This is a genomic window from Glacieibacterium sp. (assembly GCF_965200405.1).
GTDB lineage: Bacteria > Pseudomonadota > Alphaproteobacteria > Sphingomonadales > Sphingomonadaceae > Glacieibacterium.
Map to the genome: position 1 here is coordinate 3,111,819 of NZ_OZ241356.1, position 15,073 is coordinate 3,126,891.

A 15,073-nucleotide genomic window follows, 5' to 3' on the forward strand; every position below is an offset into this window, starting at 1 on the left:
ACCTTGCCAGTCACTTCATATCGGAGGACTGACGGTTCAGGTTCCGTATGTGCTGATCCTGATCTAGGAGCGGCGCGGCAGCGGACGGAGTGCGCGGTTAAATGTGCGGTATCATCGGCATCATCGGTAAGAACGACGTTTGCGACCGGCTCATCGAGGGGCTGCGCCGGCTGGAATATCGCGGCTATGACTCGGCGGGGGTCTGCACCCTGCACGACGACCGGCTCGACCGGCGCCGGGCGGAGGGAAAGCTCGACAATCTGGTCCGCAAGCTCGCGATCGAGCCGCTGCCGGGCAAGCTCGGGATCGCCCACACCCGCTGGGCGACGCACGGCGCGCCGACGGTCGACAACGCCCATCCGCATGCGACGGGCGAAGTGGCGCTGGTCCACAACGGCATCATCGAGAATTTCCGCGCCCTGCGCGACGAACTCCTCGCCGATGGACGGGTATTCGAATCGCAGACCGATACCGAGGTCGTCGCCCAACTGATCAGCCGCGAGGTCGAGCGCGGCGTCGAGCCGCAGGCAGCCGTCGCGGCGGTATTGAAGCGCCTGCACGGTGCCTTTGCCTTCGCCATCGTGTTCCGTCGCTATCCCGACCTGCTGATCGGCGCCCGCCGTGGCTCGCCGCTGGTCCTCGGGTACGGCGATGGCGAGATGTTCCTGGGCTCCGACGAACTCGGGCTCGCGCCGCTGACCAACCGCATCGCCTATCTCGAGGAGGGCGACTGGGTCGTCATCGACCGCAGCGGCGCGCAGGTGTTCGACGCGCATGATCGCCCCGTGACGCGGCAGGTCATCGTCTCGACCGCCAGCCGCGCGATGACCGGCAAGGGCAACCACCGCCACTACATGGAGAAGGAGATCCACGAGCAGCCCATCGTCGTGGCCCAGACCCTCGGCGCCTACCTTCGTCCGCTGGAGCAGGTCGTCGCCCTGCCCGCGCTGCCCTTCGACCTCGCGGGCATCAAGCGCATCATCCTGGTCGCATGCGGCACCAGCCTCTACGCCGGGCAGATCGCCAAATACTGGATCGAGCAGCTGGCGCGGGTGCCGGTCGAGATCGATAACGCCTCGGAATTCCGCTACCGCGACCCGGTGCTGGAGCCCGACGGCTTGGCGCTGTTCATTTCGCAATCCGGCGAGACCGCCGACACGCTGGCGGCGATGCGCCACGCCAAGGCCGGCGGGCAGCACACCGCGGTGGTCGTCAACGTGCCGACCTCGTCGATGGCGCGCGAGGCCGATGTCGCGCTGCCTACCCATGCCGGTCCGGAGATCGGCGTCGCCTCGACCAAGGCCTTCACCTGCCAATTGGCGGTCCTCGCGGCGTTCGCCGTGGCGTTGGCCAAGGCGAAGGGGCGCGTCGATGCGGTGGACGAGGCGCGCTACGTCATGCTGCTCAGCGAGATACCGGCGGCGATGAATGCAGCGCTCGCGCAGGAAGAGAGCATCGCGCTCCTTGCCCAGCGCATCGCGAAGGCGCGCGACGTCCTGTACATGGGCCGCGGCCAGGACTACCCCCTGGCCATGGAAGGCGCGCTGAAGCTGAAGGAAATCAGCTACATTCACGCCGAAGGTTATGCAGCGGGCGAGCTCAAGCACGGTCCGATCGCGCTGATCGACGAGAATGTCCCGGTCATCGTCATCGCACCATCGGGTCCGCGCTTCGACAAGACGGTCTCGAATATGCAGGAGGTCATTGCGCGCGGCGGTCAGGTCGTGCTGATTTCCGACGCCGAAGGTATCGCGGCGCAGGGCGAAGGCACGATCGCCTCCATTGCCATGCCGGCGGTCGATCCGTTCATCGCGCCGCTGGTCTATTCGATCCCGGTGCAGCTGCTCGCCTATCACGTCGCGATCGCCAAGGGCACCGACGTCGACCAGCCGCGCAACCTCGCAAAAAGCGTGACCGTCGAATAACATGGCCACCCAAGCTCTCGAGTTCGACCCGCCCGTGGCAAGCGCCGAATTGGTGGCGACGCTGGACACCCTCGATGCCCGGCTACGCTGGCTGTCGTCGTGGACGATCCACAATGCCAATCATCTGCGCGACAGCCGCGACGGGCTGAAGGTCGGCGGCCACCAGGCGTCGTGCGCCTCGATCTCGACGATCATGACCGCGCTGTATTTCGCGGCGCTCGGCCCTAACGACCGGGTCGCGGTCAAGCCGCATGCCGGGCCGGTGCTTCACGCCATCGATTACCTGCTCGGTATCCAGACCCTCGACCAGTTGAAATCATTCCGCGGCTTCAAGGGGATGCAGAGCTATCCGAGCCGCACGAAGGACAAGATCCCGGTCGATTTCTCCACCGGCTCGGTCGGCCTCGGCGTGGCGATCACGGCGTTCGCCTCGATCGTGCAGGACTATCTGGTCGCGCATGGCCGTCTCGCGCCCACTGACACCGGCCGAATGATAGCGTTGATGGGCGATGCCGAACTCGACGAGGGCAATATTTATGAGTGCCTGATCGAAGCGTACAAGCACGACGTCCGCAACTGCTGGTGGATCGTCGACTACAACCGCCAGTCGCTCGACCACACCACCATGGACCGGATGTTCGACCGGTTCGACGACATCTTCGCGACCTGCGGCTGGCGGGTGCTGACCCTGAAATCCGGCAAGCTGCAGAAGGCGGCGTTCGCCCTGCCCGGCGGCGCGGCGCTGGAGGCGTGGATCGATGCATGTCCGAATGCCGATTATGCCGCGCTGACCTATCAGGGCGGCGCCGCCTGGCGCGCGCGACTGCTGGCCGACATCGGCGCGCAGGCCGGCGTCGCGCCGCTGCTCGCCCGCTACGACGACGAGGCGCTGGGTCGGCTGATGACCAACCTCGGCGGGCATTGCATCGAGACCCTGCTGGAGGCGTTCGCCGCCGCTCAGGACGATGTGCCGACGATGTTCATCGCCTATACGATCAAGGGCAATGGCCTGCCGTTCGCCGGGCACAAGGACAATCACGCCGGACTGATGAACCCCGGTCAGGTCGACGCGCTGCGCCAGTCGATGGGCATCGCACAGGGCGACGAGTGGCAACCCTATGCCGGGCTCGGCGGCAATGCCGCGGCGGCGCTGCAGGCGTTCGTCGAAGGCTCGCCGCTCCATGCCAAGGTCGCCGACCGCAAGGCACCGGTGATCGAGCTTCCCGATCGGCTGCCGGTGCCGGAAGGCGCCGAGCAATCGACCCAGGCGGCGTTCGGGCGGATCCTGCTGGAACTGGCCAAGTCGGGCAGCGCGCTCGCGGACCACATCGTCACGACCTCGCCCGATGTCACCGTGTCGACCAATCTTGGCGCCTGGGTCAACCAGCGCGGCTTGTTCAGGCGGCAGGACATGGCCGATGTGTTCAGCCTGGCGCGTATCCCCAGCCCGCAGAAGTGGGCGGCAAGGCCGGCCGGCCAGCACATCGAACTCGGCATCGCCGAGAACAACCTGTTCCTGATGCTGGCCGCCGCGGGGCTGTCGGCACCGCTGTTCGGAACGCAACTGTTCCCGATCGGGACGGTCTACGACCCTTTCATCGCGCGCGGCCTCGATGCGCTGAACTACGCCTGCTACCAGGATGCGCGCTTTCTGCTGGTGGCGACGCCATCGGGCCTGACGCTGGGGCCGGAGGGCGGCGCCCACCAGTCGATCAACGCCCCGCTGCTGGGCATCGGACAGCCCGGACTGACGGCGTTCGAGCCGGCCTATGCCGACGAACTCGCATTGTTCATGGCCTACGCCTTCCGCCACATGCAGGCCGAGGACGGCGGCTCGGTGTACCTGCGCCTGACGACGCGCAGCATCGCCCAGGTCGCCCGCACTGACGATCGATGGGAAGCCGACGCGCTGGCCGGTGGGTACTGGTTGCGCAAACCTGCACCCGGTTCGACGGCGGCGATCGCCTATATGGGCACGCTGGCAGTCGAGGCGCTGGCGGCATGGGAGCAGCTTGTCGATGACCTGCCGGGGCTCGGGCTTCTGGCGGTGACATCGCCCGATCTCCTGCACCGCGGCTGGAGCGCTCGCGCCGCTGCACGCTGGACCGGCGCGCCGCCGACGCCGTGCCACGCCGAGGCCCTGCTGGGCGCGCTGGCGCCCGGAGCGCGGCTGGTTACTATCGTCGATGGCAGTCCGTCGGCGCTGTCCTGGCTTGGCGGCGTCTGCGGCCACCGGGTCAGCCCGCTCGGGGTCGACCGGTTCGGCCAGACCGGCGACCTCGTCGACCTCTACCGTGAATACCGCCTCGACAGCGACGCCATCGTCGACGCCATGGCCGAGGCCTTGCTGTGAGCCTGCCTGGCGACAGGCCGGTCTTCTTCGATGCTTCGGGACGGCGCCGGCGGCGCTTCATCCTCGCGGTATTGGCGTTCGTGCTGCTGGCAGTGCTGGCCGTCGCAGCCTTTGCCGTGACCATCCTCGCGGTGGTGCCGCAGGCGCAGCTGCCGTTCACCGTCGAGGGCCCGACGCTGCGACGCGCCGACCATCCAGGCGATTTCGTCGGTCGGTCGCGAGAGAATTTGCGCCGCGCCACCCGGCCGTTCCGCAACCCGGCCCCGCACTCCGCCGCCAAGCCGCTCGCCGTTGCCTTCACGGCGCCGTGGGACGACGCGAGTACCGCCTCGCTGAGCCGCCATATCGAGGATGTCGACTGGCTGGTGCCGGGCTGGGCCTCGGTCGCCGGGCCGAAGCACGACTGGACGATCTATCCCGACGCCAAGGGCAAGGCGATCATCAGCCGCGCCGTCCATCGGCCCAAGCTGTTGCCGATGATCCAGAACGCGCTCGGCGGCGACTGGGACGGCCCGGGCACCGCGTTGATGATGCGTGACCCGGCCGCGCGGAAGGTGGCGCTCGACCGTACCGAGGCGCTGCTGGTCGCCAATCACGCCGACGGCGCCTTCTTCGACTTCGAGGACCTGCCGACCAGCGCCCAGCCGTTCTACCACCAGTTCCTCAAGGAAGCCCGGATCCGCTTCGCCCCGCGCAACTGGCTGATCGCCATGGCCGTGCCTGCGGACGATCCCGACTGGAACCTCAAGGCCTATGCGACCCAGGTCGATCGCCTGTTCCTGATGGCCTATGACGAACATTATCCCGGTGGGCCGCCCGGTCCGATCGCCTCGCAGCGCTGGTTCGAGGACGTGGTTTCGCGTGCCGCCCGGCTGGTGCCGTCCGACAAGCTTGCCGTCGCCTTCGCCTCCTATGCCTATGATTGGAAGAAGGACCGCAGCACCGACGCGCTGTCGATCGAGCAGGCCTGGCTGAACGCCCGCGAATCCAGCGTCCAGCCGATCTTCGACGCGGCGACCGGCAATAGTCACTTCGCCTATAACGAAGGCGACGACACGCACGAGGTGTGGATCGCCGACGCCGCGACCGCGCACAACCAGCTGGCAACGCTGGCGCGCATGGGCGTCAACGGCGTGGCGCTGTGGCGCATGGGTACCGAGGACCCCTCAGTCTGGGCGTTGTTCGGGCGCAACCACCGTAGCCTGCCATCCCCCGCCGCGCTGGCCTCGATCCCCGCCGGCACCAACGTCGACATCGAAGGTAATGGCGAGGTGCTGCGCATCGGCGCAGTGCCGATCACCGGCCAGCGCCGCATGACGGTCGACAAGCGCGGCACGATCATCGGGCAGACCTTCCTGCGCCTGCCCTCGCCGTACCAGGTCGAGCGGCTTGGCTACCGCCCGGGACTGGTCGCGCTGACCTTCGACGACGGCCCCGACGGAGTCTGGACGCCGCAAATCCTCGACATCCTCAAGGCCAAGAATGTCCATGCGACGTTCTTCATCATCGGCGAGAACGGCCTGATCCAGCGGCCGCTGCTGCAGCGACTGATCGCCGAGGGGCACAACGTCGGCAACCACACCTACACCCACCCGAACCTGGCGAACGCCACGACCGGCGAGACGCGGCTCGAGCTAAACGTCACGCAGCGACTGTTCCAGGCGTTCACCGGCCATTCGCTGCGCCTGTTCCGCGCGCCATACTTCGGCGATGCCGAGCCCAGCACCGCAGACGAGATCGCGCCGGTCGAGCAGGCGCAACGGCTTGGTTACCTGTCGGTCGGCCTCCACGTCGATCCCGACGACTGGAAGCGGCCCGGCGTGCAGGAGATCGTCGATCGCGCGCTGGCCGGGGTCGAGGCTTCCAATCCGGAGCGCAGCGGCAACGTCGTCCTGCTCCACGACTCCGGTGGCGACCGTTCCGAGACGGTCGCCGCGCTGCCTTTGCTGATCGATGCGATGCGGGCCAAGGGCTACCGCTTCGTCACCATCGCCGAACTGGCCAATATCAAGCCGGGCGTCGTCAATCCGCCGATCTCGGACAGCGACCAGACTGCGGCGTTCGGCGATCTGGCGCTGTTCCTGATGCTTGGCTGGGCGACGATCGGCATCAAATGGCTGTTCATGGTCGCGATCACGCTGGGCATCCTCAGGGCGGTGGCGCTGTCGGGGCTGGCGCTCCACCAGGCGCGCCGCGAGGCACGACAGATCTTCCCCGCGACCGATCCCGACCAGTCCGTCACCGTCCTGATCCCCGCCTTCAACGAGGAGCGCGTCATCGAGCGCGCCGTACGCCGGGTGCTCGACAGCCGCGATGTCGCCGTGCGGGTCATCGTCATCGACGACGGCTCCAAGGACCGCACCAGCGCGGTGGTCAGCGAACTGTTCGCCGACGAGCCTCGCGTCCGCCTGCTGACGCTGGAGAACGGCGGCAAGGCGCGCGCCCTCAACACCGCGCTGGCGCTCGTCGAGAGCGAGATCGTCATTGCGCTCGACGCAGATACCCAGTTCGAACCCAGCACGATCGCACGGCTGGCGCGCTGGTTCGGCGATCCGCGGCTGGGCGCCGTTGCCGGCAATGCCAAGGTCGGCAACCGGGTCAATCTGATCACCAAGTGGCAGGCGCTGGAGTACATTACAGCGCAGAACCTGGAGCGTCGCGCGCTGGCCCGGCTGAATGCGATGACCGTCGTTCCCGGCGCCGTCGGAGCGTGGCGGACCGAGACGCTGCGCGAGGTCGGTGGCTATCCGACCGATACCCTGGCCGAGGACCAGGACCTGACCATCGCCATCCAGCGCGCCGGCTGGAAGATCCACTACGACCAGTACGCCATCGCCTGGACCGAGGCGCCGGAGAGCTTCGGCGCATTGGCCAAGCAGCGCTTCCGCTGGGCGTTCGGCACGCTGCAGTGCCTGTGGAAGCACAAGGCCGTGATGGTGTCCGGTAAACCGCGCGGGCTGGCACGGATCGGCCTGCCGCAGGCGGTGCTGTTCCAGATCCTGCTCGCCTCGATCTCGCCGATCATCGACCTGGCGCTGATCGTCAGCCTGATCGACTCGTGGCTGCAGGTTCACGAACATGGCTGGGCGGCGACGCAGACCGACTTGGCGCGAATGCTGACCTTCTGGCTGGTCTTTACCGCGATCGACCTGCTGGCCGGGGTGATCGCCTTTGCCTTGGAGCGCCGCGAACAGTGGCGGCTGCTGTGGCTGCTGATCCCGCAGCGCATCGGCTACCGCCAGATCATGTATTACGTCGTGCTGAAGGCGCTGGTGCAGGCGCTGCGCGGGCCGAGCGTCGGCTGGGGCAAGCTGGAGCGGAGCGGGCGTGTCGCGGCGCGCTAGCCGGGCGAGTAGCCGCAACCGCCGCGGATCGCCCTCCACGATCGACTGGATGCCGGGCTGGCTGCTGCCGGCGCTGATCGTCTGCATCGCGGCGTTTCAGCTCTACGCCTTCCATTGGGGCGTGATCACGCCCGACACGGTGTTCCAGTGGAAACAGGCGCTGGCCGGTCGCTATGACGACTGGCATCCGCCGGTGACTGCCTGGCTATGGCGGCAGCTGATGCCGCTGGGTCCGGGGACGGCGCCGGTGCTGGTGTTCGACGTGCTGCTGTACTGGGCCGGCGCCGGACTGTTCGCCGAGACGCTGCGGCGGAGCGGAAATGGGGTCGCCGCAGCCATGGTGATGCTGGTCGCCGCCTCGCCGATCCCGCTGGGGCAGCTCGGCGCGATCCTCAAGGATCCCCTGCTCGCCGCGAGTTGCCTGCTCGCCGCGGCGCTGCTGTTCGCCGGGCGCGAGGCGCGGAGCCCGGCGCGGTGGGCGGCATTCATACTGTCGTTCGCCCTACTGGTGTTCGCCAGCGCCGTGCGGATCAACGCCCTGGTCGCGACGGCGCCACTGCTCGCGGCATGGTTGCCCGACGCGTGGCTGGCCCGGCCGCTGCGCGCCGTGATGGGCCTGGTCGCGGCGGTCGTCGTGCTGGCGGCTGGAAACTGGGCGATCAACTCGGTGGCGCTACACCCGAACCGCAGCCAGCCGATCAACTCGGTGATCAACTTCGACCTCGCCGGCATCGTCGCGAATGGCGGCACCAACGGCTATCCCTCGCTCGACGACAGCGGCGCGCGCGCCATGGCGGCGCGGTGCTACCGCCCGGCGCAGTTCAACCGTCCCGGCTATCCCGACTGCGACGCCGTCGAGGAAGGGCTGGTCGACTATGCCGAGGCGCATCATATCGGCACGCCGGGGCTGTGGGCGCACGCCGTCGCCGCCTCGCCGCTCGCCTATGCCGAGCACCGCCTGCGCCACCTCAACGAGAATTGGCGCTTCATGGTCAAGGTGGTGCCCGACGACGCCGTGTACGTGATGTCGGAGCCGAACGACCTCGGCCTGCAGTTCCGGTCCAACCCAGCCTCGCTGGCGGTCTGGCGAGCCGCGGTCGCAGTTGCAAGGTCGCCGCTCGGCCGCCCGGCGACGTGGATCGCAGTGGCGCTCGGGCTGCTCATCGCGGGCGGTGGCGGGCGGTCCCGGGCAGTCGTCGTCGGACTGGCGCTGTCGGCGCTGTTCTACGGCGGTGCCTATCTGTTCGCCAGCGTCGCTCCCGACCTGCGCTACAATCTGTGGACGATGCTGGCGGCGGCGCTGGCGCTGATCGTCTGGTCGGCGACGTTGCGCGAGGCGGCGGTGCGCTGGCCTCGGTTGCTGGCAGGCGCACTCCCGGTCGTGCTCACCATCGCGGCGGAGCTCTCGGTTTCTTAAAAGCGAGTTGCCGCCGCCGGCACGGCGTCTTACCGTAACGACATGCCACCCTCAGCCATTGTCGCCGCCAGCCTCGATGCCGACGATCCCTATGCGCGGGAGGCGCAGACTTTTCCGACGCTGTCGCCCGAGATGGCGGCGCGCATCGCCAGCTATGGCATCGCCGAGGACGCACCCGACGGTACGATGCTGTTCGAGCAGGGCCAGCGCGGCAACGACTTCTTCCTCGTGCTGACCGGCGAGATCGACATCCTCGACCACCACGGCAAGAACACCGTCAGCATCATCCACCGCCACCTCGCGGGGCAGTTCAGCGGCGAGCTCGACCTGCTCAACAACCGCGCCATCCTGGTCTCCGGCCGCGCCGGGCCCAACACGCGCGTCGTGCGGGTAGCGCGCGCCGACTTCCGCCGCATGGCCGCCAGCGAGCCCGACATCGGCGAGATCATCATGCGCGCCTTCATCCTGCGCCGCGTCGGGATGATCCGGCATCCGCAGGGCGGCGTCGAGCTGATCGGTCCGGCGCATGGCGGCGACACCGTGCGGCTGGCCCGCTTCCTGATCCGCAACGGCTATCCCCACCGCCTGCTCGACACCGAGGTCGATCCCGACGCGGAAGGCTTCCTCGACTGCTTCCACCTGACCGCCGACCAGTTGCCGGTGGTCATCGCGCCGGGCCATGTCCTGCTGCGCAACCCGAGCAATGCCGACCTCGCCGACGCACTCGGGCTGACCGAGACGCTCGACCCGGCGCGCATCCATGACGTCGTCGTCGTCGGCGCCGGACCCGCCGGACTCGCCGCGGCGGTCTATGCCGCCAGCGAAGGCCTCGACACCATCGTCATCGAGGCGCTCGCCCCCGGCGGCCAGGCCGGCACCAGCAGCAAGATCGAGAATTACCTCGGCTTCCCGACCGGCATCTCGGGACAGGCACTGGCGGGCCGTGCGCAGGTCCAGGCCCAGAAGTTCGGCGCCCGCCTCGCCATCGCCCATGCCGCCGACGGCATCGACTGCACCGACCGCCCGCTGGCGGTGATCCTCGACGACGGCCAGCGGGTCCAGGGCCATAGTATCGTCGTCGCCACCGGGGCGCGCTACCGCAAGCTCGACGTCGCCGACAACGACCGCTTCGAGGGCCGCGGCATCCACTACGCCGCGACCGCGATGGAGGCCGGCCTGTGCGGCACCGAGGAGGTCATCATCGTCGGCGGCGGCAATTCCGCCGGCCAGGCGGCAGTGTTCCTGTCGCGCAGCGTCGGGCACGTCCATATTTTGGTGCGCGGGCCGGGACTGGCCGCGACGATGTCCGACTATCTGATCGAGCGCATCGACAGTTCGCGCAAGATCACGCTGCACCCGGCCACCGAGATCAGCAGGCTGGAGGGAGCCACGATACTGGAGCAGGTCACCTGGACCAACCGCAGGACCGGCGCCTCCGAGACCCGTCCGATCCGTAACATCTTCGTGATGATCGGCGCGGTGCCCAATACCGGCTGGCTCGGCGACTGCCTCGAACTCGACAAGCAGGGCTTCGTCTGCACGGTCGCCGGCTCGCCCTACGAGGCCAGCCTGCCCGGCATCTTCGCGGTCGGCGATGTCCGCGCCGGTTCGACCAAGCGCGTCGCGTCGGGCGTCGGCGAAGGCTCGGTCGTGGTGTCGTCGGTCCACAAATACCTCGAAGCCCGCCGGGCGTCGGCAGCCGAGGCGATCGAAAGCGTCTCCGAAGCCGGATGAGCGCGCCGGTCGCGATCGTCGTCGGCGCATCCTCGGGCATCGGCGAGGCGATTGCGCGAGATCTCGCCGCCCGCGGCTACCGCGTCGGTGTCGCCGCGCGCCGGCGGGACAAGCTCGACGCGCTGGCGGCCGAAATCGGTGGCGTCGCGGCGACCGTCGACCTCGGCGACCCCGAGGGCGCGCGCACGGCGCTGGCGGCGCTTGCCGCCGACCTGGGACAGGTCGAACTGTGGGTGCTCAATGCCGGCACCGGCGACAATAATCCGGAGTTTCGCTGGGAGCCCGAACGCGACACGCTCGCCACCAACGTCACGGGCTTTGCCGCGATGGCCGATGTCGCCGTACATCATTGCCTCGCCAGCGGACGCGGGCAGATCGTCGGCGTGTCGTCGGTCGCGCGTTTTCGAGGCAGCCGCAACGCTATCGGCTATGCCGCGTCGAAAGCGTTCGTCTCGGTCTATCTCGACGGCATCCGCGACCTTGTGCGTCACCGCAGGACGTCGATCACCGTCACCGAGGCCTGCCCCGGCTTCGTCGACACGCCGTTGATGAAGTTTCCCGGCGCCTTCTGGGTCGCCAGCCCGGCCAAGGCGGCGCGACAGATCGTCGACGCGACCTTGGCCGGACGCAAGATCGTCTATGTCACGCGGCGCTGGCGGCTTATCGCCTGGCTGCTCAACATCATGCCGCGATGATCGGATAAGCGGCAGGCCGCGCTGTTCGGCGCCAGCGTGCCGTCCACTCGCGCTGGCCGGACCGATTGGCCGTCGGCTCCACCTCGTCACTACCCTCAGCTCGACCGCGACATCCGGATTATCCAGCCTCAGCGCCTGCGCTTGGCTGCATCGCGGGCCTGCTTGCGAGCGATCAGGTGAAGGAAGATGCCAAAGGCGGCGATGAACCCCATCGCGCTACCCATCGTCTGGGCCACGACCCGGTCGAACTCCGGCGACGCACGCTCGGGATGGCTGCTGCCGAGCAGCGAGAGGTAGATCCAGATCCCGGCGAGCAGCACCTCGACCAGGGCGATGCCGAGGATGGCGCGACGTTTGCTGGTCATTGCCGTCTCCCGAAGTCGTCGGCATCATGAACCGGTCGGAACGGGTCCGCAACGGCATCCATGCATTTCGGATTTCGTACTGCATGCTATAGCCGCGCAGCACCGGCCTCACCGGCAATCCATGAAAGCATCTCGCATGTCAGCCGCCGAAATCATCGATCCGGTTCGGCGCCGCCGACGGCAGCGGATTGCCCGCGCCCTGCTGATCACCGGCTTCGCCGCACTCGGGCTGTGGGTCGCCGGCAGCTTCATCCATGCGGTGATCTGGGGCCTGATCATCGCTGTCGCGATCGATCCGCTTTATGCCCGCGCCGTGGAGCGCTGGCCCCGGCACCAGCGCCTGCTGCTTCCCCTGGTCTTCACGCTGACGCTGCTGCTGGCGATCGTCCTGCCGCTGGCGATCGGCTTGGTACAGGCCGGCGGCGAGGCACATTCGGCGGCGGAATGGCTCAAGACGGCACGTCGCGACGGCATCCCGCTGCCGGATTGGGCGGCACGACTGCCGTTCGGGCGCGACGCATTGGCGACATGGTGGCAAACCGCGCTCAGCACGCCCGAGGGTGCTGCCGCGCTGCTCGACAAGGTCAACGTCGAGGCGATTTCGCGCTCTCGGCTGCTGGGCGCCGAACTGCTGCGCCGCCTGATCGTGCTGGCGTTTGCGCTGCTCACCCTGTTCTTCCTGCTGCGCGACCGCGACCATCTGGCGGAGCAGTTCCGCGTCGCCGGCGACAAGCTGTTCGGCCCGTCGGGCGAGCGCGTCGCACACCAGTTGCTCGGCTCCGTGCGCGGCACGATCAACGGCCTGGTGCTGGTCGGGCTTGGCGAGGGCGCCGTACTGGCGGTCGCCTATTTCGCGCTCGGCGTGCCCCACCCGCTGCTGCTCGGCGCGCTGACCGGCGTCGCGGCGATGATCCCGCTGGGGGCGGCACTGGTGTTCTGCATCGCGGCGCTGCTGCTGCTTGGGCAAGGTGCCGTCGGCGGCGCTGTCGCGATCGTCGTCATCGGCCTGCTGGTGGTCGCCGTTGCCGACCATTTGATCCGCCCGGTCCTGATCGGTGGCGCGACCCGCCTGCCCTTCCTCTGGGTGCTGATCGGCATCGTCGGCGGCGTTGAAAGCCTCGGCGTGCTTGGCCTGTTCATCGGGCCGGCGACGATGGCGGTACTGATGATGACGTGGCGCGAGTTCGTCGGCGACGGCGAGCCGGTGACGCTGCCACCGCCGCCGCACTGAGCGCCTGCCCTGCCTGCGCGGGCGACGACACTCGATATTCGGCACCGCCCGCACTAGATGACTGCTGCGGTGCCAGTCACCACTCCTCGGAAAGCTTTGCATGACTTACGATTTTGACCTGTTCGTTATCGGTGCAGGTTCGGGCGGCGTTCGCGCCTCGCGGATTTCCGCTGGTCACGGCGCGCGCGTCGCGGTTGCCGAGGAACACCGCGTCGGCGGCACCTGTGTCATTCGCGGCTGCGTCCCCAAGAAGCTGCTCGTCTACGGCTCGCACTTCGCCGAGGACCTGGTCGATGCGCGGCGCTTCGGCTGGCAGCTCGGCGAGCGCAGCTTCGACTGGCCGACCCTGCGCGACAACGTCCTCGCCGAGGTCGACCGGCTCAACGGCATCTACCAGACCAATCTCGACAACCAGAAGGTCACGACCCTGCACGGGCGCGCCGTCATCACCGGCGCGCACAGCGCCGAGGTCGATGGCAAGACGGTGACGTTCGACAAGCTGCTGATCGCCACCGGCGCGCGGCCGATGATTCCCGACCTGCCGGGTGCCGAGCACGGCATCACCTCGAACGAAGTCTTCCACCTTGAGGCGCTGCCCAAAAAGCTGGTGATTGCCGGCGGCGGTTACATCGCCAACGAGTTCGCCGGCATCTTTCATGAACTCGGCGTCGAGGTGACGCTGATCAATCGTGGCGACACGTTGCTGCGCAGCTGGGATGCCGCGCTGCGCGACCGCCTGCTGACGATCAGCATGACCAAGGGTATCAACTTCCGCTTCAACACGCGCTTCGATCGCGTCGAGAAGCTGGAGAATGGCTGCATCCGCATCCACCTCCACGAGGGCGAGCCGATCGAGACCGACATGCTGCTCTGGGCGGTGGGCCGGGTGCCGAATATCGAGGGACTCGGGCTGGAGGCCGCCGGTGTCGAGCTGAACGCCGGTGGCGCGATCGCCGTCGACGCCAACAGCCGCACCAATATCGAGAACATCTATTCGATCGGCGACGTGACCGACCGGATCCAGCTGACGCCGATCGCCATTCGCGAGGGTCATGCCTTTGCCGACACGGTGTTCGGCGGCAAGCCCTGGGTCGTCGACTATAGCTGCGTGCCGAGCGCGGTATTCTCGAACCCGCCGCTTGGCAGCGTCGGCGCGACCGAGGCCGAGGCGCGCAACCAGTTCGGTACGGTCAAGGTGTTCACCAGCGACTTCCGCCCGATGCGGAACGTGCTCGCCGGTCGCAACGAGCGGGCGCTGTACAAGCTGATCGTCGACCAGGCGAGCGACCGGGTCGTCGGCGCGCACATGATCGGTCCCGATGCGCCGGAGGTACTGCAGGCCGTCGCCATCGCGATCAAGGCGGGGCTTACCAAGGCGCAATTCGACGAGACTGTGGCACTTCATCCGACCATGTCCGAAGAATTGGTCTTGATGCGTTAGCAATATTGTCGGATTACTTTACAAATGGTTTCGAGCTAAGTCGTTAAGCCATTGAAACAAGACGTTTGGAACTTTTGGCACGAAAAGTGCTTGTTGAATTCGTGCGGCAGCGGATTTTTACATGAGCCCAGGCCTAAGGATCGTCTCAGCGACTATACTCGGACTTGCCGTAGCGAAGTTGTGCACTGCAGCACAGGTCGTGGGTAGCTTGCCGGCGACGTTCCCGACGGGCGTCACCAGCTATGACGAGACTGTGTTGTTCCCGGTGTCGCCGACGGCGCCGGTGTTCTACACTGTCGGCTGTCCGCCCGAAGATGCGGGCGCGATCGATTGCAACGATCCCGCTCGTATCGAAACGCCGCCGTTGCTTGGCCTGACCGGCGTGCCGATCGCCCGCGCCCCGGTCCTGCTGCGTTCGAACCCGTCGACCGCGACGACGCACGCCAACTCGCTCGACGGCTCCGAGATCGCCAGCATCGCCGGCCTGATCGTCAGTTTCTGCCTCGTCGGGGCCTCCTTGCGGCGCCCGGCGGCAAGGCTCGCCTGAGCCGGCGTTATTGCGTTAGAC

10 protein-coding genes are annotated in these 15,073 nt (G+C 67.8%); 9 read left to right on the plus strand and 1 reads right to left on the minus strand.

The window, feature by feature from the left end; genetic code table 11:
- Nucleotides 1-101 precede the first annotated feature (101 nt).
- From glmS to ACOFKW_RS14565, 6 genes are read left to right on the plus strand one after another with little or no spacing between them, the layout of a single operon-like run.
- On the plus strand, nt 102-1,925 hold the full coding sequence (gene glmS, locus ACOFKW_RS14540; RefSeq protein WP_419814848.1) for a glutamine--fructose-6-phosphate transaminase (isomerizing): 1,824 nt from the start codon (nt 102-104) through the stop codon (nt 1,923-1,925).
- Between the two features lies 1 nt (nt 1,926).
- Nucleotides 1,927-4,278, plus strand: a complete 2,352-nt coding sequence (locus ACOFKW_RS14545) for a transketolase (RefSeq protein WP_419814849.1) — start codon at nt 1,927-1,929, stop codon at nt 4,276-4,278.
- Entirely contained in the window at nt 4,275-7,622 is a 3,348-nt protein-coding gene (locus ACOFKW_RS14550; protein ID WP_419814850.1) for a glycosyltransferase, read from the plus strand. The genes ACOFKW_RS14545 and ACOFKW_RS14550 overlap by 4 nt, the downstream gene beginning before the upstream one ends.
- Nucleotides 7,606-9,039 (plus strand): hypothetical protein, encoded by a 1,434-nt coding sequence (locus tag ACOFKW_RS14555; RefSeq protein WP_419814851.1) that lies wholly within the window; start codon nt 7,606-7,608, stop codon nt 9,037-9,039. Before ACOFKW_RS14550 ends, ACOFKW_RS14555 begins: the two co-directional genes overlap by 17 nt.
- Nucleotides 9,040-9,081: 42 nt before the next feature.
- Nucleotides 9,082-10,773 (plus strand): FAD-dependent oxidoreductase, encoded by a 1,692-nt coding sequence (locus ACOFKW_RS14560; protein WP_419814852.1) that lies wholly within the window; start codon nt 9,082-9,084, stop codon nt 10,771-10,773.
- A complete protein-coding gene (locus ACOFKW_RS14565) occupies nt 10,770-11,468 on the plus strand; it encodes an SDR family NAD(P)-dependent oxidoreductase (RefSeq protein ID WP_419814853.1) in 699 nt (232 codons plus the stop codon). The genes ACOFKW_RS14560 and ACOFKW_RS14565 overlap by 4 nt, the downstream gene beginning before the upstream one ends.
- 128 nt (nt 11,469-11,596) lie before the next feature.
- Here ACOFKW_RS14565 and ACOFKW_RS14570 read toward each other — a convergent pair whose 3' ends face one another.
- On the minus strand, nt 11,597-11,833 hold the full coding sequence (locus ACOFKW_RS14570) for a hypothetical protein (RefSeq protein WP_419814854.1): 237 nt from the start codon (nt 11,831-11,833) through the stop codon (nt 11,597-11,599).
- A gap of 136 nt (nt 11,834-11,969) precedes the next feature.
- On the opposite strand from ACOFKW_RS14570, the gene ACOFKW_RS14575 reads away from it, so the two are divergent.
- The 3 genes from ACOFKW_RS14575 to ACOFKW_RS14585 all read left to right on the plus strand — a co-directional run bounded on the left by ACOFKW_RS14575 (nt 11,970) and on the right by ACOFKW_RS14585 (nt 15,052).
- Nucleotides 11,970-13,064: an AI-2E family transporter gene (locus ACOFKW_RS14575; protein ID WP_419814855.1), complete on the plus strand. Its 1,095-nt coding sequence runs from the start codon at nt 11,970-11,972 to the stop codon at nt 13,062-13,064.
- A 100-nt stretch (nt 13,065-13,164) separates the two neighbouring features.
- Nucleotides 13,165-14,505, plus strand: coding sequence for a glutathione-disulfide reductase (gene gor / locus ACOFKW_RS14580; RefSeq protein WP_419814856.1), 1,341 nt, complete (start codon nt 13,165-13,167; stop codon nt 14,503-14,505).
- Between the two features lie 199 nt (nt 14,506-14,704).
- Entirely contained in the window at nt 14,705-15,052 is a 348-nt protein-coding gene (locus ACOFKW_RS14585) for a hypothetical protein (protein ID WP_419814857.1), read from the plus strand.
- Nucleotides 15,053-15,073: the final 21 nt, after the last annotated feature.